The organism is Clostridium sp. FS41 (assembly GCF_000954015.1).
Taxonomy (GTDB): domain Bacteria; phylum Bacillota; class Clostridia; order Lachnospirales; family Lachnospiraceae; genus Enterocloster; species Enterocloster citroniae.
This window is the reverse complement of the sequence record NZ_JYHN01000069.1, coordinates 226,385-246,281: the sequence shown is the minus strand read 5'-3', so window position 1 is coordinate 246,281 and position 19,897 is coordinate 226,385. Positions and strand designations below refer to the sequence as shown.

Below are 19,897 nucleotides of genomic sequence, written 5' to 3'. Positions count from 1 at the left end.
AAAATCCTCCTAAGTTTTATATATACCATACATGTCCTAATTTATCATATTTACGGTAAAAATTCCAGATGTGATTTACTTTTTAACGGCGGTATTGTAAAATTGTAAACAAAATGACCTTAGAAAGACCAAAGAATGTAAGAAACAGGTGGCATAATATGGATTGGAACCAAGATACAGCAAATATCATATATGCATCCAATGACGGATACGCCGGACATCTGGCAGCATCCCTGTATTCCCTGATGGATCATAACCGCAATATAAGGAATATGGACATCTATGTGCTGTCCGTTGGAATGTGCAGGGAATACCGGGAACGGCTTTCCGGGATCGCGGACAGATTTCACAGGGGTCTGTACGTGGTGGAACTGGGTGATCTTAAAAGCAGGTTTGATTTTGACATTGACACCAGGGGATTTGACATCAGCGCCATGGCAAGGCTGTTCGCTCCCCAGGTCCTGCCGGAAACCGTAACAAGGGCCCTGTACCTGGACTGTGATACCATTGTGTGCCAGAGTATACGCCCCCTGTATGAGACGGATCTGGGAGACTGCCTGGTGGGCATGGTGATGGAACCCACGGTCTATGAGGAGATGAAGGCGTCCATCGGCCTTCAAAAGGACGACCCCTATTACAACTCAGGTGTTCTGCTTATGGACCTTGGAGGCTGGCGCAGGGAGGGTGTGCTGGGGCGGCTGCTGGATTTCTACAAAAGCTGTCAGGGCAGGCTTTTTGCCTGCGACCAGGATACCATCAACGGCGCGCTGAAAGGAAGAATAAAAACCCTTCCTGTGAAATACAATTATTTTACCAATTACAGGTACTTCAGGTACGCCACCCTGTGTTCCCTGTGCGGCGCATACAGGGAAGTGGGGGAGGAAGCATACAGGGAAGCCGGGAAAGCCCCGGCAGTCATCCATTATCTGGGGGATGAAAGGCCATGGATCGCGGGCAACCACAACCATTTTAGGAAGCTGTATGAATATTACCTGGCCAAGACACCCTGGAAAGATACCCCAAAGCAGAGGGGAAAGGAGCGGTACATGCACATGTGGTGGGTATTTAACCGCCTGACCTGGATCTGCCCGCCCTTCCGGCTGTGGATCAGCCGCTGCCTGGGCATGAAATTGGTGGACAGCCGCAGAAAACATGTAAAATCTTACTATGTAAAATCTTAAGAACAGGGATGGATATGGACAAAGTTTGCTGTATTATATTAAACTATAATGATGCTTCCACAACCATGAGTCTGGTGGATGAGATAAGGGAATACGACTGTCTGGACAGTATTGTGGTGGTGGACAACTGCTCCACCGATGGGTCCTGGAAGCAGCTTAAGGCGCTCCGTGACCTGGACAAGGTCCATGTGCTGCGTACAGAGGAGAATGGCGGTTACGGAAGCGGGAACCAGGCGGGGATAGATTATGCGGTCACCTACCTGGAGGCCGGGTATGTTATAATTGCCAATCCTGACATCCACGTCAGGGCCTGCTGTATTGAGCGGGTAAAGCTCGCCCTGGATGGGATGCCTGAGGCTGTGATGGCCTCGGCCCGGGTGACAAGCCCGGAGGGCGGGGATCTGTTTTCTTACTGGACACTGCTGCCCATGTGGAAGGATCTGCTGGATACGGGCCTTATTACAAGACGCCTGTTTAAGCCCATGCTTAACACCCCGGCTTACCGGTTAAAGGAGGGTGGAGATGAGGGCTGCCGTCTGGTGGATGCCGTACCCGGGTCTTTTTTTATGCTGAAGCTGGGACTGCTTACACCTCAGGAGATCAAGGAATTATTTGACAGGCATATGTTCCTGTACTATGAAGAAAAGGTACTGGGGCAGAAGTTTAAGGAGATGGGCCTAAAGACCCTTCTGGTGACGGATGCATCCTACGTACATGCCCATTCCGCCACCATAGATAAAAGCGTGAAGCGGATCGTGGATAAGCAGAAGCTGCTCCATGAGAGCAAACGTTACTATTACAGGGAATATCTTCACGGAACACCGGCCCAGATGGCGGCGGCCCGCGTGCTTCTGGGCCTGGTGCTGGCGGAGGTGTGGTTCCTCACAGTTGTGTGCAGGATGCGGTGGTAAAGGGGCAGAAAGGAAATGTTACATGAGCCAACAGAGAGAGAACGGCGAGAAGATCCTGGTAACAAGATCTTCCATGCCTTCCTATGAAGAATATATTGAAATGATAAAACCCATATGGGACAGCGCCTGGCTGACCAATATGGGCGATTTCCACAAGCGCCTGGAACAGGAACTGAAGGATTACATGGGAATCAGCAACCTGGTGCTGTTTGTCAATGGGCATATGGCGCTGGAGATGGCTATCCAGGCCCTGAATCTCACCGGTGAGGTGATCACCACGCCGTTTACATTTGCTTCCACCACCCATGCCATTGTGCGCAATGGGCTTACACCGGTATTCTGCGATATCAATCCCCTGGACTATACCATGGATGTGGAGCAGATAGAGTCCCTGATCACGGACAAGACCTCGGCCATTATCCCGGTCCATGTGTACGGGAATATCTGTGATGTGGAGCGCATAGACGCCATTGCCAAAAAGCATGGGCTGAAGGTGATCTACGATGCCGCCCATACCTTTGGGGAGCGGTATAAGGGAAAGAGCGTGGCTGAGTTTGGGGATGCCAGTATATTCAGCTTCCATGCCACCAAGGTGTTCAACACCATTGAGGGAGGCGCGGTGTCCTTTGCGGAGGAATGGATGGACCACAGGCTGAACTGCCTGAAGAATTACGGGATTGTGGACCAGGACCATGTGGTCTGGGTGGGCGGCAATGCCAAGATGAACGAATTCCAGGCAGCCATGGGTCTGTGCAATCTGCGTCATTTGGATGACGAGATCGAAAAGCGCAAAATGGTGACGGAGCGCTACCATGAGAACCTTGGAGGCGTTCCAGGGCTTAAGCTCCCTGCATATAAGGAAGGACTGACGCCCAACTATGCCTATTTTCCGGTTGTGTTTGACGGGTTTAAGGCGGACAGGAATGAAGTGTATGACCGTCTGGCTGAGCACAATATTTTCCCCAGAAAGTATTTCTATCCCCTGACCAACGGGTTCCAGTGTTATTCGGACCGGTTTTCGCCGGAGGATACGCCGGTTGCAGCTTATATGGCGGACCGGGTGCTGACCCTGCCGCTGTATGCCGGCCTTTCCTTGGAGCAGGTGGACAGGATATGCAGGATCATGAAGGATATTTAGGTGGATGGGATCGGAGGGAAAGATGAACATTTTGCTTACAAGCGCGGGCAGGAGAAGTTACCTGGTCCAATATTTTAAGGAAGCCCTGAGACTGGGGGGCTGCGGCGGTCTGGTCCATGCGGCCAACAGCTGCCAATGTCCGGCATTTGCATGTGCGGACAGATCCGTGGTAACGCCCATCATCTATGACCAGGGATATATTCCCTTTTTGCTGGAATACTGTAAAAGAGAGGAAATAGGCATGCTGATCCCTCTGTTTGACATTGATGTGCCGGTGCTGGCGGCCCACAGGGAAGCGTTCGCGTCAGCGGGTACCGTGGTGGTTACGGCGGACCCTGAGGCGGTAGGTATCTGTAATGACAAGTGGAGGACCCACAGGGCGCTGGCAGAGGCGGGGATCCGGGTGCCTGCGGCCTGGCTGGACGGGGAACTGGCCCTGGGCGCTATTGAGGATGGACGCATGTCCTGGCCTCTTATGGTGAAACCGCGCTGGGGCATGGGATCCATTTCCGTGTATCAGGCAGACTGCCGGGAGGAGATGGAGGTATTTGCAGGCAAATGCCGCCGGGGCATACAGGAATCCTATCTGAAGTACGAAGCCATGGCGGATCAGGAACGCTGTGTCCTGTTCCAGCAGAAGATAAAGGGACTGGAATACGGCCTGGATGTGATCAACGACCTGGAAGGCAGATATTGCACCACCATTGTTAAGAAGAAGACGGCCATGCGGTCCGGTGAGACGGATGCGGCGGAGACTGTGGAAGATAGGGAACTTTCCGCGCTGGGAGAACGTCTGGGCACCCTTATAAGGCACAGAGGAAACCTGGATGTGGATGTGCTGGAGGAAGATGGAAGGTATTACGTGCTGGAGATGAATGCACGCTTTGGAGGCGGTTATCCCTTCAGCCATGCGGCCGGGGTGAACCTGCCCCTGGCGCTGGTGCTTTGGGCCATGGGCAGGGAACTGCCGCCAGGGCTTCTCACGGCCAGGACCGGAGTGAAGGCACAGAAAGACATATGCATGCTGGTCTGGTAAGAATAAATCTGACAGAGGAATCTATATGGAAAAGGTACTGCTGGTGATACCGGCCTACAATGAGGAAAAAAATATTGAAAAAGTGGTAAATCATCTGGAGCAGGATTTTCCGGAACTGGATTACGTGGTGGTGAACGATGGGTCCAGGGACCACACGGCTGAAATCTGCAGGAAAAACGGGTACAACCTTCTGGATCTGCCCGTGAACCTGGGACTTGCAGGCTGCTTTCAGGCCGGAATGAAATACGCCTACCAGAGGGGATACCGGTACGCGATCCAGTTTGACGGGGATGGGCAGCACAGACCTGAGTATGTTGCCTCCATGAAGGAGAAGCTGGACCAGGGATATGATATTGTCATAGGGTCTAGGTTCCTGACTGCAAAAAAAGACTGGTCCATGCGCATGGTGGGCAGCCGCCTGATCGCAGCGGCGATCCGGCTTACCACAGGGGCAAGGATCACGGACCCCACTTCCGGTATGCGTCTCTTTGACAGGAAGATGATCGAGGAGTTTGCCCTGAACCTGAATTACGGGCCGGAGCCGGATACGGTTTCATTTCTGATCAAACAGGGCGCGCAGGTGGCGGAGGTTCCGGTTACCATTGACGAGCGTTTGGAGGGGGAGAGTTATCTCAGGCCCCTCACCGCAGTTCATTATATGACCCGCATGCTTTTATCCATATTATTTATACAGAATTTTAGAAAGCGTTGAACCGGAATGAAGAATTTAACGAGACATTTATTATATAAAGGCACTGACATTGGGCGGCAGAACGTGCTCTGGAACATTGCAGGAAGCTTTGTCTATGCATTTGCCAGCATGGTTCTGTCTTTTCTGGTCATACGCGTGGTGGGGGATGACCAGGGAGGGATCTTTTCCTTTGGATTTTCCACCCTGGGACAGCAGATGTTCATTGTGGCTTATTTTGGCATCCGGCCCTTTCAGATCACGGACAACAAGGGAGAGTATTCCTTTGGGGAGTACCTGGAATGCCGAAATGCGACATGTATCCTGGCATTGGTGATGGGGGCGGTGTACCTGACCTACCGCCATGGAACCGGGGAGTACAGCGCGGGGAAATGCATGATTCTCATCCTTCTTGTCATATACAAGGTAATAGATGGGTATGCTGATGTATATGAGTCGGAGTTCCAGCGCCAGGGCAGTCTGTACCTGACAGGGAAATCCAACTTTTTCAGGACCATCCTTTCCGTGTCCTCCTTCCTGATCGTGCTGGTCTCTTTGGAGCACCTTCTGCTGGCCTGTCTGGCCGCAGTGGCGGCCCAGATGCTGGGGGTGGCCCTGTTTAACCTGGACGTGATCCGCGCCATCGGGACAGTGGACTGGAATAAGAGGGAAAAGCAGAACCTGAGGGTGCTTGGCAGTACCGTATTCCTGTTTGTGGCCACATTTCTGGACTTTTATGTGTTTTCCGCAGCCAGGTACGCCATTGACGCAAGAATGAACAATGCCGCTTCCGGATACTTTAACTTGATTTTTATGCCTACCTCTGTTATTTATATGGTAGCTAACTTTGTGATACGGCCATTCCTCACCAAGCTGACAGATATGTGGAACGGGCATGAGTTTGACTGTTTTAAAAGTGAGCTTAAACGGATCGCCGCTGTTATTGGCGGCCTGACCGTGCTGGCAGTGGGCGCCACGGCTGTGTTGGGAAAATGGGTACTGTCCGTGATGGAAATGCTTCTGGGCGGACAGTACACAGGCATGCTGGTGCCTTATTATGGGGCATTTGTGGTTATTGTGCTGGGGGGAGGATTTTATGCCTTGGCTAATCTTATGTATTATTCGCTGGTTATCATGCGCAGGCAGAGAGCGATCTTTGTGGTCTATCTGCTGGCTGCGGTTCTGGCAGCAGCCCTATCGGGAACCCTGGTGTCTGGCTTCGGGATCAATGGGGCGGCAGGATGTTATCTGCTGTTAATGGTGGGATTAGTGCTGGGATTCGGCCTGTATACGGCAGGCGTTTATCAGAAGGAAAAAAAGGAGTATGCTTGTAATGGAGGAAGAGAGGACTAGAATATCAGAACACACATACAGCCCTAAAGTGGATGTGATCATACCCACCTATAAGCCGGGAAAGAAGTTTTCCAGGCTGCTTAAAATGCTGGGGCTTCAGACATATCCGGTGGGAAGGATCATAGTGATGAATACGGAAAAGGCCTACTGGAATGACAAGGGATATCAGGGGATCCCCAATATGGAGGTCCACCATTTGTCAAAGACCGAGTTTGACCATGGAGCCACCAGGAACCGGGGCGCCCGCTACAGCAGGGCGGACATCATAGTATTCATGACAGATGACGCCGTGCCTGCGGATGAGCACCTGATCGGGCATCTTGTGGATGCGTTTAAACAGCGGGGGCCCCAGGGGGAGTCTGTGATCATGGCCTATGCACGCCAGCTGCCGGATAAGGACTGCCCCATGGCAGAGCGTTATACCAGGTCCTTTAACTATCCGGAGGAGAGCTGTATCAAGACAAAGGAGGACCTGGAGCGCATGGGGATCAAGACCTTTTTTGCCTCCAATGCGTGCTGCGCCTACGACCGTGAAAAGTTTTGGTTCCAGGGCGGGTTTATCACCAAGACCATATTTAATGAAGATATGATATTTGCGGGCAGGGCCGTGCTTCAGGACGACTACGCCATTGCCTATGTGGCGGAGGCAAGGGTGATCCATTCCCATAACTACGGGTGCGCAGCCCAGTTCCGGCGGAATTTTGATCTGGCCGTATCCCAGACAGACCATCCTGAGGTATTTGCCGGCATCCGGTCGGAGAGCGAAGGAATCCGTCTTGTGAAGCAGACCGCAGGACACCTTGTGAAGATCCGCCGTCCATGGCTGATACCGGGTATGATCGTGAAAAGCGGATTCAAGTATATGGGATACCGGGTGGGAAGATGCTACCGCATGCTGCCCAAAAGCTTGGCAGTCAAATGCAGCATGAATAAAGAATATTGGAAATAACAAAAGAAAGCAGGTAGGACCATGATGCAACCTATATTCAGGATCATATTGATTATAGTCTCTTTATTGACTATGTCCTTTATGCTGAGGAAAATACGTCAGGCAAAGGTCCAGATCGAGGCAGCCATGTTCTGGGTGATCGTAGCCTTGATCCTGGTGGTGTTTTCCCTGTGTCCGGCCGTGGCTGATGCCTGCGCCAGGCTTCTGGGAATCTATTCCACCCCCAATTTCCTGTTCCTTTTTATGATATTTTTGCTTATGGTAAAGGTATTCAGCATGACCCTCCAGGTATCCCAGCTGGAGAGCAAACAGAAGGAGCTGGTCCAAAAGATCGCTCTTGCCCAGAAGGAGCAGGAGGAGTTGGAGCTGCGGATGCAGGAGCTTTTGGAAGCCAGCACGGCCGGGGAGGAAGAAGATGGGAGGTAAGCGGACCACAGGCAAGCAGGCGGTGTCCTGTAAGCGGTATGGACTTTGGGTGGGCTGCGGCCTGACTCTGCTGATCCTGGCAGCCTGGCATTTCCTGGATGTGAGGGCCGGGGTACTGGAAACAGGAGAGACCTGGCTTTACGGCTGGTATGGAGGGCTCTGCTTTTTGGCGGCACTGACAGCTGGGGGGCTGGGATATGTGGTTTTTATAAGAAAGCAGTGGAAACTGGAACAGATATTTGCAGCGTCCGCCATCAGCCTGGGACTTTTGTTCCTCTTTGTACTGCCTCCCCTTTCAGCACCGGATGAGGTGAGCCATTTTATCAGTGCTTACCAGCTGTCCAGCCATATGATGGGAAAGACAGCCAATGCCCATGACGGGCGGGTGCTCCTGCGGGCGCAGGATGCGTTCATCGAGGACCTGTATGATGTGATGGAGACGGACGGGACCGGATTCAGGGAACATGGAGGAGAACAGCAAAAGGCAGTGGTCCTGGGCCAGGAGTTGGGCCAGGATACCTACCGCACCATCCATGACCGGGGGATAAGAGGCGCGCACCAGGAAGAAGAGGGGGAGGAGATGGAGGAGACGGCGGTTTCCTACCAGCCTCCGGTGAGGACAACCCCTCTGGCATACGTGCCCCAGGCCCTGGGAATTACCCTGGCCCGGCTGATGGGACTGGGAGGCATTGGCCTTCTTTATATGGGCCGTTTGTTCAACCTGCTTTTCTTTACGGCCATGGGCTGCCTTACCATAAGGCGGATGCCCTTTGGGAAAGAGGCGGCGTTTGGCGTGTACCTGCTTCCCATGACCCTGCATCTGGCGGCATCTTTTTCCTATGATGTGATGATCATCTCCCTCAGCGGCTATTTTGCCGCGGTCTGCCTGCATCTGGCTTATGAGGCGCAGCGTGTAAAGGTAAGAGATGTGGTTTTGCTGGCCCTTATCATGGCAGTCATGGGACCGTGTAAGATGGTGTACGGTGTAATCGCAGGTTTCTGCCTGCTGATCCCTGTAAGGAAATTTGGGGGATGGGGGAAATGGACGGTGAGCGCTGCCGCTGTGCTGGGTGCCTTCGGGGCCGCTATGCTGGCCGTAAACAGCCGGACGGTGGCCATGTATACGGAGGCTTCGGAGGGCTACATTGCCTGGGCTGAGGAGACGGGATATACATTTGCCCAGCTGGTGCACAGTCCCCTGCTGGTACTTAGAATGTGCTACAATACCCTGATGTGGCAGGGGGAGAAGCTGTATTCCGGTATGCTGGGGGAATCCCTGGGCAACATGGATGCGGTGCTGAACACCCCCTATGTGTTGATCCTTGGGCTGACAGCCATTCTTTTGATGCTTGCGTTCAGAAAACCGGGAGAGCGCCTGGTCATGACCATGGCGAACAGGGCATGGATCTGGTTTCTCTGTTTTTTGTGCCTTGGGGCCCTGATGTTCTCCATGCTTTTGGCATGGACTCCGGTGACTTCCAATGTGATCAACGGCGTACAGGGCAGATACCTGCTGCCCCTGCTTCCCATTTTCCTGCTGACCCTTAAAAACAACAGGGTGGTGCGGACGGACTGCAGCGACAGGCCGCTGCTTTATGTGATGGCAGTCATGGATCTGTATGTGGTGCTGAGGATTTTTTCTATTGTATGCCTTCGGGTTTCGTGACCGCAGTGGGTGGATCGGTTTGCCCGGCCGTGGATAAAGTAGATAAAGTATTGCCAGACCGTGGATAAAGTGATAAAATTGCCAGATGGATGTGGATAAGAGATAAAAGGAGCAGATAATAATGGGAAAGATAAAAGTGACGCCCTGTGAGACCAAGGGGTTATATGTGATTGAGCCAACTGTTTTTAAGGACGAGCGGGGATATTTTGTGGAAACTTATAATCAGAACGATTTCAGGGAAGCGGGACTGAATATGGTATTTGTCCAGGACAACCAGTCCATGTCCGTGAAAGGCGTGCTGAGAGGCCTGCATTTCCAGAAACAGTATCCCCAGGGCAAGCTGGTGCGCGCGGTCAGGGGAACTGTGTTTGATGTGGCAGTGGACCTGCGCTCTGATTCTGAGACATATGGAAAATGGTTCGGCGTGGTGCTCTCTGCGGAGAACAAAAAGCAGTTCTATATTCCGGAGGGGTTTGCCCATGGTTTCCTGGTGCTCTCTGATGAAGCGGAGTTTGCTTACAAATGTACGGACTTCTATCATCCCGGCGATGAGGGCGGCCTTAAATGGGACGATCCGCAGATCGGGGTTCAGTGGCCCATTGAAGAGGGCATGGAGCTGATCATCTCCGACAAGGACAAGAAGTGGAGCGGCCTTGAGGATACTTTTAAATTTTAGCTGTCTAAGTGGCATTGGAAAAGGAAATAACATATGAATTACGTACTGTCTCTTGGTAAGGAGATTATAGAGAAGAGAAAGCTGATCTGGGATTTAGGCAAGGCGGATTTCCGCAAGCGGTTTGTGGGATCCTATTTCGGCATTGTGTGGATGTTCATACAGCCCATTGTGACCATTGCCATCTATGCCTTTATATTTGGTGAGGGAGGCTTTAAGACGCCGCCGCCCGTGCCTGGGGCATCCTATGTGGCCTGGCTGGTCCCCGGTATCGTGCCCTGGTTCTTTTACAGTGAATGTATGAACGCGATCACGGGCTGCCTTCAGGAATACAGCTACCTGGTAAAAAAAGTGGTGTTTAAGGTGGAGATCCTTCCCCTGATCAAGCTGGTGAGCTGCCTTCTGGTCCATGGATTTTTTGTGCTGATCATGATCGGCATGTACCTGGTTACGGGAGTACAGGTCCGAATTACCTGGATCCAGGCCATTTATTATACCTTTGCAGCCAGTATGCTGGCTCTTGGGATCGGGTTTTTCACCAGCGCGGTCAATGTGTTTTTTAAGGATATGACGCAGATCGTGGGTATCTGTCTTCAGTTTGGGATCTGGATGACGCCTATCATGTATGCGGAGTCTATGTTTTCAGACAGGCCCTGGATCGTGTCCCTGTTAAAGTTTAATCCATTTTATTATATTGCCGCCGGTTATAGGGACAGCATGCTCACCGGAAATTGGTTCTGGGAACGGCCGCTTATGACCATATATTACTGGGCGGTGACGATCACCGTGTTCCTGGTTGGACTTAAGATGTTCAAGCGTCTCAGGCCGCATTTTTCCGATGTGCTTTAGAGCGTGTGTTTCCGGATGTTTAGACCCGGTTTCAGGTATTTTGTAAAAAGCAGGTGTTTTCAATGATACGAAAAGTGGAAATCAACTGGCGCCGTGGACAGGAAGAGGGGGTGATCCCCGTGGAGGTGATCTACTCCAGGCGCAGGACCATGGGATTGGAGGTCAATGCCGATGGGCGGGTCTGTGCCCGTGTCCCCCAGAGAATACCGGGCCAGTCCGTGATGGACTTTATCCGGGAACGCCAGGACTGGATCGTCCAGAAGTGGTTTCTTACAGAGGAAAGGCGCCGCATCCGGGAGGAAAGGCCCCAGCCTGACTATGTGCAGGATCCCGGGCTGGAAGCAGTGTACAGGAAAAAGGCCAGGAAACAGCTGGAAGACAGGGCCGCGTATTATGCTGGTCTGATGGGCGTGACCTATAACCGGATCACGGTACGGGCTGCAAAGACCCGGTGGGGCAGCTGCAGCGCCCGGGGAAACCTGAATTTTCACTGGAAGCTGATCCTTATGCCTCCGGAGGTGTTGGACTATGTGGTGGTCCACGAGCTGGCCCACCGCAGGGAGATGAATCATTCTTCCAGATTTTGGACCGAGGTGGAGCGGATCATGCCTGATTATAAAAGGCGCAGGAAATGGCTGAAGGAGAACGGAGGCCAGGTGTAAGCCTGCCCGCCGAGGGTACATAGAAATTAAAAGGAGGTCTGTTCAGGCCTCTTTTTTTGCCCTGTCCCAGAGAAAATACATTGCATTATAACCAGCGGGGATGTATGATTACTTTTATGAAAGCATTGATGAAAGTAGGCGGATCATATGAAGATAAATGAAAAAGCAGCAGAGAAAAAGCGCCTGAACAAGGCTAGGATCGCCAGCCACATCCGTCTCAGAAAGCATATTTCCAAACCTGAGCTTGCCGTGGAGCTGGGACTTAGTATGCCCACGGTCCTCCAGAATGTGAAGGAGTTAATGAAAGCCGGTATTGTGGAGGAGGTGGGGGAGTACGAATCCACAGGAGGACGCAAGGCCAAGGCCCTGTCGGTTGTAAAGAGTGTAAAATACGCGGCGGGCATAGACATTACGGCCAACCATGTCAGCTATGTGATCATTGACCTGAACGGGGATGCTGTGTGCGGACACCGGATCCGCAGGCGGTATGAGAATACATCTGAGTATTATGAGAAAGTGGCGGGGGAGTTGGAGAAGTTTCTGGACCAGGCCGGGGAGAGCCGCCGGATTAACAGGGATAAACTATTGGGGGTAGGTATTTCCATGCCTGGGATCATTGATAAAGAGAACGCCCGTCTGATCCGTTCCCATATCCTTCAGGTGAGTGATATTAATCTGGAGGTGATCAGCCGCCTGATCCCCTATCCGGTCCACTTTGAAAATGATGCCAACAGCGCCGCCATTGCAGAACTGCAGGGGACGGACCGGGATGCGGTTTATCTCTCCCTCAGCAACACGGTGGGGGGATCGGTGTATCTGGACAATACCATATATGCCGGGGATCATTTCCGCAGTGCCGAGTTTGGGCATATGATCATACATCCTGGGGGAAAGCCCTGCTACTGCAAAAAGCGCGGATGCGTGGATCCCTATTGTTCCGCAGGAGTGCTGTCTTCCTTTGCGGGAGAGGACGCAGGGCTGGCTGATTTCTTCCAGCTTTTGGAACAGGGGGACCGGGAAGCCATGGAAATCTGGGATACCTACCTGGAGGACCTGTCCATCGTCATAACGAATCTCAGGATGGCTTTTGACTGTGACATTGTGCTGGGGGGATATGTGGGCGGTTATCTGAAGCAGTACATGTCAAAGCTGGAACACAAGGTAATGGCGTATAATATGTTTGACAACGACACCCTGTATCTGAGGACCTGCGGCTATGAGAAGGAGGCTTCCGCCGTGGGGATTGCCATGACCTTCCTGGATGAGTATTTCAGGACCCTGATATAAAAGGGGGAAAAAGCCGGAAAATGCAAATACCATATTGACAAAATTTATTAGCAGTGCAATAATATAATTACTTTAATAAAATATTTTATAAAAGATCATATATAAACAAAGAGAAGGGGAAAACCATATGTTGCAGCAGGTAATGACAGCTCCGGGAAAAATTGAATTTCGTGAGATTCCGGTACCGGAGATCGGTGAGAATGAAGTGTTGATCAAGATTATGAAGATCGGTGTCTGCGGTTCGGATATCCATGTGTACCACGGGGAGCATCCGTTTACAAGCTATCCCGTGACCCAGGGACATGAGGTTTCCGGCGAGGTGGTAAAGACAGGGACAGCGGTGTCAGGAATAAAGCCGGGGCAGAAGGTGACTATCCAGCCCCAGGTGGTCTGCGGCCGCTGCTATCCATGCCGCCACGGCAAATACAATTTGTGTGAGGAACTTAAGGTTATGGGGTTTCAGACCACCGGTGTTGCCTCCCATTACTTTGCTGTTGACCAGGCAAAGGTTACCCCTCTGCCGGATGAGATGAGTTATGACGAAGGCGCCATGATCGAGCCCCTGGCTGTCGCCGTCCATGCAGTGAGACGGGCGGGGGATGTGAAAGGGGCAAAGATCGCGGTTCTGGGAGCAGGACCCATCGGCATACTGGTGGCCCAGGCAGCCAAAGGAATGGGAGCAGACCAGGTGATGATCACCGATGTCAGCAGCCTCCGCCTGGAAAAGGCTAAGGAGTGCGGAGTTGATTTTTGTGTCAATACCAGGAATCAGGACTTCGGTGAGGCTATGGTCCATAACTTCGGACCGGATAAGGCGGACGTGATCTATGATTGCGCAGGCAACAACATTACCATGGGCCAGGCGATCAAATATGCCCGCAAGGGAAGCGTCATCATCCTGGTGGCCGTATTTGCAGGTCCGGGACAGCTTGACCTGGCGGTTCTCAACGACCATGAGCTGGACCTGAACACCAGCATGATGTACCGGAATGAGGACTATCTGGATGCCATCCGTCTTGTGAATGAGAAAAAGGTGGTGCTGGCGCCTCTGGTTTCCAAGCATTTTGCGTTTGGGGATTACCTGAAGGCCTACCAGTACATAGATGAGAACAGGGAGAGCACCATGAAGGTTATCATCAACGTACAGGAATAAGAGACGTGAACGGAGAGGGGAAGACAATGACAAACTATGATGTGACAGCGCTGGGAGAGCTTTTGATCGACTTCACTCCCTCCGGATTGAGCGCCCAGGGAAATCCTGTCCTGGAGCAGAATCCGGGCGGCGCACCGTGTAATGTCCTGGCCATGCTGGCAAAATGCGGCAGGCAGGTGGGATTTATCGGTAAGATCGGAAATGATATTCATGGAAGGTTCCTGAAAGATGCTATTATGGAAGCAGGCATTGGCCTGGACGGCCTGGTCATGTCGGATGAGGTCCATACAACCCTTGCCTTTGTAAGCATAGACGGATCGGGGGACAGGAGTTTCTCATTTTACCGTAACCCCGGCGCTGATATGGCCCTGAGGCCGGATGAGGTGAATCTGGATATGATCCGCCATTCCAGGATATTTCACTTTGGCACCCTGTCCATGACCCACGATGGAGTGCGCAGGGCCACCAAGGAGGCGGTGGAATGTGCAAAGGCCAGCGGATGTATGATTTCCTTTGACCCCAATCTCCGTCCGCCTCTCTGGGAGGATATGGAGGAGGCCAGGAGACAGATGATTTACGGGGTATCTGTGTGCGATATCCTGAAGATCGAGGATAAAGAGCTGAGTTTCATGACCCGGACCGAGGATGAGGGGGAAGGGGTGCGCCGTTTACAGGATACATATGGTATTCCCCTTATTCTGGTCACGGCAGGAGCAGAAGGGAGCAGGGCTTACTGGGCTGGAAATTCCCTGAAAGCAGAGGCGTTTTTAACGGACCGGACCATTGACACCACGGGAGCGGGAGATACGTTCTGCGGATATTGCCTGAATTATCTCCTGGACCATCCGCTGGGATCCCTGACCATGGATAAGGTCGGAGAAATGCTCACAGGCGCCAGCGGGGCGGCGTCCATTGTCACCACTAGGAAGGGGGCTTTGCGCTCAATGCCTGAGCTGGCGGAGGTGGAGGCGGTGGTGAAACAAAGGACCGTCACCCGGGGATGATTATTTGAAATTCCTTTGGAACCCAATCATTGTAAAGAAAGAATCAAGTATGATCCCCTGGCTCAGCCAAACTGACAAAGGGGATCCTTTTTATTCTCAGTTGCCCCTTAATGCCGTTGTCCGGAGACTTCATCTTGAGGCAGATCCCAATCGCCGGTAAGAGATGAATATTAATATCACGGTAATGTAATATTCAGTAAATAATAAGGTATGGGCTCCGCAGTTCTGATATAATCAAAGCATACTGACACTACAGCGAGAGAAGGAGGAACATGGGACATGAAACGGATGATCACAGGAAGAAGCGGGGCCTGGATCCTAGTGCTGTGCATGGCGGTGCTGATCGGATGCAGCCAGAGAGCGGATGGGGCTGGGACAGCAGGAACGCCGGTGGAGACAGGAACAGCAGGAGCAGCGGGAGAGACGGACACACCAGGAGCAGCAGAGGAGGCAGGAATGCCGGGGACAACGGGAATACAGGGAAATGAAGATACTCCGCCCCCGATGGAAGAAACCGTTAATCGTTTTGAGATCCTGGATGTAAAGGAAAGCAGCATGCTGGTCTGCGGCCTGGATGATATGAAAGGCCTGTACCATGTGGGGCACGGTGAGGTTCTGAAAGATGTGGATCAGAAGGCGATCCAGGTATCGGACCTAGAAACAGGGATGATCGTGGACCTGACCTGGAATGGGGCTGTGCAGGAAACATATCCTGGGCAGTTTAGTTACCGGAAACTTCAGGTCACGGAGGAAAGGGGAAGCAGGGAACTGGAATTCTACAAACAGCTGATCCGGGATCTGGCGGAGGTGGATCCCGGGCTGAATGACGGGGTCACAGAGAGCTATTTTGACTTAACCCAGATGGAATCCCTGACTGATGCGGAAAAGGAAGGCCTGGCGTACATGGGAGGCGGTAGTTTTAATGTATGGGGATTCCTCTCCACGCCGGAGCAATTGACACAGGATGGGATCATGGACCCCCAAAAGGGCCTGGAACATGGGATACTTATAACCATTGAGGAGATATCCGTCACGGAGACGGCCGATGAGGGCGGGGATGGCGATGTGATCACTGTGAACTGCAATGCGAGAAAGTACAGAAGCGGCACAGGGGCATATTATTTTACAGATGTAAAGGCAACATTCCAAGATGGCGGATGGAGTTATACCATAGGAGCAGAGATGATAAGCTGAAGGAATTTTTCCATGACCCGGACGGCCTTCCTTTGGAGCCTCATGAGTGAGAGGCAGGCACCGGCGCTTTGGGCCGTTCATGGTAAAAGGCAGTGAGCAAATTCCACACGGGAAGCAGGTACAGGTAAAATGCGTACAGCATACACACCATGGGCGCTCCGATGGTGGCCACAGGTACGGCGCCTGCAATTCCCCAGGGAACCAGGGCCGCAAGCACGATCACGGTATCTTCAAGGGCCAGAGCCAGTTTTTCCTTGCTGGGATACAGGGTATCGCACATCTGGCAGGTCAGTATGGTTGCCAGGCTCTGGTTGCAGCTCACGGCACAGGACAGTACGGAAGTGACCACCACGGTCCCAAACGGCGTAAAGATCCTGGCTGAGCGCTGGAGTACGGATTTCACACCGGCCAGCAGGCGGGTGCGGGAAAAAATGCCGGAGTAGGAGGAAGAGATCAGTACAATGATGCCCACCTTGACCATGGAGGATATACCGCCTCCATTTAACAGGGATGACAGGCGTGTTTCGGATTCTGCCCGGTAACCGGTCCAGAGACTTTTCATAAGATCCGCAGGCATAGCTCCCTGATACAGGACCGCCACCACGGCAGCGGCAGCAATACTGGCACCCATGGCGTATTTTACATCCACATGGAAAAGGGCCAGTCCGAGAATGATAAGGGCGGGAAGGGCTGTTGCCGGGTGAAGGGAGAAGTTGTCCCGGAACAGTGCCAACAGGCCGCTGTCCACCTGCGCCCCTGTTTCCCTTCCTGCCAGAGCCACGTACAGGATACAGCTTATGAGCAGGGGAATGAGACAGGTGCGGCACATATTTTTCAGGTTTGTGTAAATATCGGTCCTGGTCAGGGTGCACACCAGCTGGGCGCTGGAGGACATGGGGGAACAGCGGTCCCCAAAAAAGCTGCCGGAGAGGACCGCTCCTCCTGTGAGGGCGGGATCCAGACCGGCCGCGTTGGATATCAGCATGCAGATAACACCCATGGTGCTGGCAGTCCCAAACGAGGTGCCTGTGAGAAAGGACATCATGGAGCACAGGAGAAATGTGCACAGCACAAAGAACCTGGGATCGATCAACCCCATGGCATGGTACAGGATAAAGGGAATGGTGCCGCAGGTGCGCCAGATGGATGTAAGGGAGCCGATCAGCACAAAGATGATAAGGATATTCTTAACTTTTCCCATGCCTTCTCCCAGCATGGAGCAGGTTTCCCTGACAGAATACCCTCTGGAAAGGGTGTAGAGGGAAAAGCAGGCAAGCCCAAACAAAAGCGCGTACAGGATTTGTATTCCTGTAAAGATACACAGGCCAAGCCCTGCCAGAAACAGTCCAAGTGTGATGATTTCAGCAATCATTTTAATCCCCCTGATACGGAAAAATAGGCGGCCGACAAGCGGCCGCTTATTATATTCTATATGGTATTCTATAGCGTAAGGGATATAAAGTCAATGGGTTTCATTTGTACGGCAGGAACCGCATGATAAGCTGGCACACTGTCTCAAACACGCCGGACAGCACCATTACCAGGATAGGGCTCATTTTAAAACGTATCAGCAGTACCAGAGCGCCCAGGAAAATGCAGACAGAGCGCAGGTTGAGCGCCTGGAGGTCCGGCGTAAATCCGCCCAGCCCCCAGAAGGCAGTCACCAGGATGCTGACACCGGCAGCGCCGATCATGGCCACCACCGCGGGCCTTAAGGACTGGAGCACACCCTGTATAATGCTCAGGTTTCGGTACTTCAGATAGATACGTGCCAGCAGGGTTACCAGGATACAGGAGGGCAGCACGCACCCGGCCGTGGCTGCCAGGGCGCCTGGGGTTCCGGCGATCCGGGTCCCCACAAAGGTGGCTGAATTGATGGCAATGGGTCCGGGGGTCATCTGGGAAATGGTTACCAGGTCGGTAAACTCAGCCAGGTTCAGCCAATGGTGCAGGTCCACCACCTGATTCTGGATCAGGGGCATGGCGGCATATCCGCCTCCAAAGCTAAAGGCGCCAATCTGAAGAAAACTCAGGAACAGCTGAAAATAAATCATAATGTCCGGCCTCCTTCCTTGCGCGTCTTTTCCGCTCGGAGGGTGCGGGCCACACCGATCAGGGCGCAGATCAGGATGATCAGGATCACGTTCACATTAAGAATATAGTTGGCAACAAACGCAGCGATCATGATGCATACAGAGATCCATTGCCGGTTCTTTGCAATACCGCTGCCCATTTCCCACACGACCTGGGCAATGACGGCTCCCACTCCGGCCTGCATGCCGCCCAGCATCCAGCCCACCACCAGGTTGGAGCGGAACGCCGCATAGAACAGGGAAATGGCAGAGAGGATGACAAAGGGAGGGATGACCGTGGCTAACACGGAGGTGAGAACGCCGGCCATGCCCGCCAGCTTGTAGCCCACCACAATGGCGCCATTGACGGCAATGGCCCCCGGAGAGGACTGGGCAATGGCCACCAGGTCCAGCATTTCCTGCTCATCGATCCAGTGGTATTCGTCCACGAACTTCTTTTTCATCAGGGTGATGATCACGTACCCGCCTCCAAAGGTAAAGGTGCTCAGGTACAGGGTAGAGATAAAAAGCTTACATAATAAAGAGCGGCGCCCCTTTGGATGGGACGCGGGCTGGGATTTTACATTGACGACCATAGGGAGTACTTCCTTTCCGCGTTTATTCTGTCTCTATACACTATACAGCTTGCAAATATATATGTAAAATACTATAATTAAATAATATTTATAATAAAACCATTATATATTTTCGGCTGATCCATGGGCCGGGAAAATTGGAAAGGAGAAATAGTATGACGCTGCGCCACTTACGGATCTTTGTGGCTGTATGTGAGACGGGGAGTATGACGGCGGCATCGGCCCAGATGTTTATTGCCCAGCCGTCCATCAGCCTGGCCATATCGGAGATGGAGGAATATTATGGGGTAAAGCTGTTTGACCGGATCTCACGCAAGCTGTACCTGACGGATAATGGGCGCAGGGCCCTTCAGTATGCCAGACATCTTATAGACCTGTTTGACGAGATGGAGCAGGGGATCAGGGACCAGGACGCGGTGGGACAGCTGAGGGTGGGCACCAGCATTACCATTGGCACCTATCTGCTTCCCCAGTATATCAACAGGTTAAAGCAGGTATATCCTTCCGTCCGGGTGGAGGCATTCATTGGAAATTCCGGGAGTGTTGAGCAGCAGATCCTGGATAATCAGATCGATATCGGAGTCATAGAGGGGGTATCCCACAGCAGCTATATACTCAGCGAGAGCTTCCAGGGGGACAGGCTGGCTTTTATCTGTTCCGTGGAACATGCCTTTGCGGGCAGGACGCTGAAGGAACTGGCCGAAGTGAAGGATCAGGATTTTATCCTCAGGGAAAAGGGGAGCGCGGGCAGGGAGATATTTGATGGTCTGCTGGCCGCCCAGGAGCTGGCGGTTGCTCCGCTGTGGCAGAGCGCCAGCAATCAGGCCATTCTTCACGGGGTCAGGTCAGGGCTGGGGATATCCATCCTGCCATATTCTCTTGTGCAGGAAAGCCTTAAAAAGGGGGAGATTGCGGAATTTAAGATCAAGGGAATGGCCCTGAGCCGCAAATACTCCGTGATCTACCATAAGAACAAGTTTTTGTCCCAAAGCGCAAGGACCTTGGTGGAAATCTGCAAGGGGGAGGAGTTTCCGGGAAACTCCAAAACAGGATAAGGGC

General features: G+C 52.6%; 20 protein-coding genes. 17 read left to right on the top strand and 3 right to left on the bottom strand.

Annotation, left to right across the window (positions count from 1 at the left end):
- Positions 1-158: 158 nt before the first annotated feature.
- The 16 genes from CLFS41_RS22690 to CLFS41_RS22615 all read left to right on the top strand — a co-directional run bounded on the left by CLFS41_RS22690 (position 159) and on the right by CLFS41_RS22615 (position 16,170).
- Positions 159-1,181: a glycosyltransferase family 8 protein gene (locus CLFS41_RS22690; RefSeq protein ID WP_045093542.1), complete on the top strand. Its 1,023-nt coding sequence runs from the start codon at positions 159-161 to the stop codon at positions 1,179-1,181.
- Positions 1,182-1,195: 14 nt separating this feature from the next.
- On the top strand, positions 1,196-2,092 hold the full coding sequence (locus CLFS41_RS22685) for a glycosyltransferase (RefSeq protein ID WP_045093541.1): 897 nt from the start codon (positions 1,196-1,198) through the stop codon (positions 2,090-2,092).
- A 22-nt stretch (positions 2,093-2,114) separates the two neighbouring features.
- Positions 2,115-3,230, top strand: a complete 1,116-nt coding sequence (locus CLFS41_RS22680) for a DegT/DnrJ/EryC1/StrS family aminotransferase (RefSeq protein WP_007866773.1) — start codon at positions 2,115-2,117, stop codon at positions 3,228-3,230.
- Between the two features lie 22 nt (positions 3,231-3,252).
- Positions 3,253-4,266: an ATP-grasp domain-containing protein gene (locus CLFS41_RS22675; RefSeq protein ID WP_007866770.1), complete on the top strand. Its 1,014-nt coding sequence runs from the start codon at positions 3,253-3,255 to the stop codon at positions 4,264-4,266.
- A gap of 25 nt (positions 4,267-4,291) precedes the next feature.
- Positions 4,292-4,978, top strand: a complete 687-nt coding sequence (locus tag CLFS41_RS22670; protein WP_007866767.1) for a glycosyltransferase family 2 protein — start codon at positions 4,292-4,294, stop codon at positions 4,976-4,978.
- 6 nt (positions 4,979-4,984) lie between these two features.
- Entirely contained in the window at positions 4,985-6,307 is a 1,323-nt protein-coding gene (locus CLFS41_RS22665; RefSeq protein ID WP_007866764.1) for a hypothetical protein, read from the top strand.
- A complete protein-coding gene (locus tag CLFS41_RS22660) occupies positions 6,279-7,256 on the top strand; it encodes a glycosyltransferase (protein ID WP_143111153.1) in 978 nt (325 codons plus the stop codon). The genes CLFS41_RS22665 and CLFS41_RS22660 overlap by 29 nt, the downstream gene beginning before the upstream one ends.
- Positions 7,257-7,277: 21 nt before the next feature.
- Positions 7,278-7,682: a DUF2304 domain-containing protein gene (locus CLFS41_RS22655; protein WP_045093540.1), complete on the top strand. Its 405-nt coding sequence runs from the start codon at positions 7,278-7,280 to the stop codon at positions 7,680-7,682.
- The gene (locus CLFS41_RS22650) at positions 7,672-9,348 is read left to right on the top strand and encodes a DUF2142 domain-containing protein (protein ID WP_045093539.1); all 1,677 of its coding nucleotides are present in this window, start codon (positions 7,672-7,674) and stop codon (positions 9,346-9,348) included. The genes CLFS41_RS22655 and CLFS41_RS22650 overlap by 11 nt, the downstream gene beginning before the upstream one ends.
- A gap of 121 nt (positions 9,349-9,469) precedes the next feature.
- On the top strand, positions 9,470-10,024 hold the full coding sequence (gene rfbC, locus CLFS41_RS22645; protein WP_045093538.1) for a dTDP-4-dehydrorhamnose 3,5-epimerase: 555 nt from the start codon (positions 9,470-9,472) through the stop codon (positions 10,022-10,024).
- A gap of 33 nt (positions 10,025-10,057) precedes the next feature.
- Positions 10,058-10,870, top strand: a complete 813-nt coding sequence (locus tag CLFS41_RS22640) for an ABC transporter permease (protein WP_045093537.1) — start codon at positions 10,058-10,060, stop codon at positions 10,868-10,870.
- A 62-nt stretch (positions 10,871-10,932) separates the two neighbouring features.
- Positions 10,933-11,532 carry a SprT family zinc-dependent metalloprotease gene (locus CLFS41_RS22635; protein ID WP_045093536.1) on the top strand — a complete coding sequence of 200 codons (600 nt, stop codon included), beginning with the start codon at positions 10,933-10,935 and terminating at the stop codon, positions 11,530-11,532.
- Between the two features lie 147 nt (positions 11,533-11,679).
- Positions 11,680-12,819 carry an ROK family transcriptional regulator gene (locus CLFS41_RS22630; RefSeq protein WP_045093535.1) on the top strand — a complete coding sequence of 380 codons (1,140 nt, stop codon included), beginning with the start codon at positions 11,680-11,682 and terminating at the stop codon, positions 12,817-12,819.
- 127 nt (positions 12,820-12,946) lie between these two features.
- On the top strand, positions 12,947-13,972 hold the full coding sequence (locus tag CLFS41_RS22625; protein ID WP_007866732.1) for an alcohol dehydrogenase catalytic domain-containing protein: 1,026 nt from the start codon (positions 12,947-12,949) through the stop codon (positions 13,970-13,972).
- A gap of 26 nt (positions 13,973-13,998) precedes the next feature.
- Positions 13,999-14,976, top strand: coding sequence for a carbohydrate kinase (locus tag CLFS41_RS22620; protein WP_045093534.1), 978 nt, complete (start codon positions 13,999-14,001; stop codon positions 14,974-14,976).
- A 279-nt stretch (positions 14,977-15,255) separates the two neighbouring features.
- The gene (locus tag CLFS41_RS22615; RefSeq protein WP_045093533.1) at positions 15,256-16,170 is read left to right on the top strand and encodes a hypothetical protein; all 915 of its coding nucleotides are present in this window, start codon (positions 15,256-15,258) and stop codon (positions 16,168-16,170) included.
- A 40-nt stretch (positions 16,171-16,210) separates the two neighbouring features.
- Here the strand turns inward: CLFS41_RS22615 and CLFS41_RS22610 are convergent, their stop codons facing one another.
- From CLFS41_RS22610 to CLFS41_RS22600, 3 genes are all read right to left on the bottom strand, one after another.
- Positions 16,211-17,542, bottom strand: a complete 1,332-nt coding sequence (locus CLFS41_RS22610) for a Na+/H+ antiporter NhaC family protein (RefSeq protein WP_045093532.1) — start codon at positions 17,540-17,542, stop codon at positions 16,211-16,213.
- A 100-nt stretch (positions 17,543-17,642) separates the two neighbouring features.
- Complete coding sequence (locus CLFS41_RS22605) at positions 17,643-18,224, bottom strand: chromate transporter (protein WP_007866721.1); 582 nt, start codon at positions 18,222-18,224, stop codon at positions 17,643-17,645.
- On the bottom strand, positions 18,221-18,838 hold the full coding sequence (locus CLFS41_RS22600) for a chromate transporter (RefSeq protein WP_007866718.1): 618 nt from the start codon (positions 18,836-18,838) through the stop codon (positions 18,221-18,223). The genes CLFS41_RS22605 and CLFS41_RS22600 overlap by 4 nt, the downstream gene beginning before the upstream one ends.
- A 155-nt stretch (positions 18,839-18,993) precedes the next feature.
- Between CLFS41_RS22600 and CLFS41_RS22595 the strand changes: the two genes are divergently transcribed.
- On the top strand, positions 18,994-19,893 hold the full coding sequence (locus CLFS41_RS22595) for a LysR family transcriptional regulator (protein ID WP_007866716.1): 900 nt from the start codon (positions 18,994-18,996) through the stop codon (positions 19,891-19,893).
- Positions 19,894-19,897: the final 4 nt, after the last annotated feature.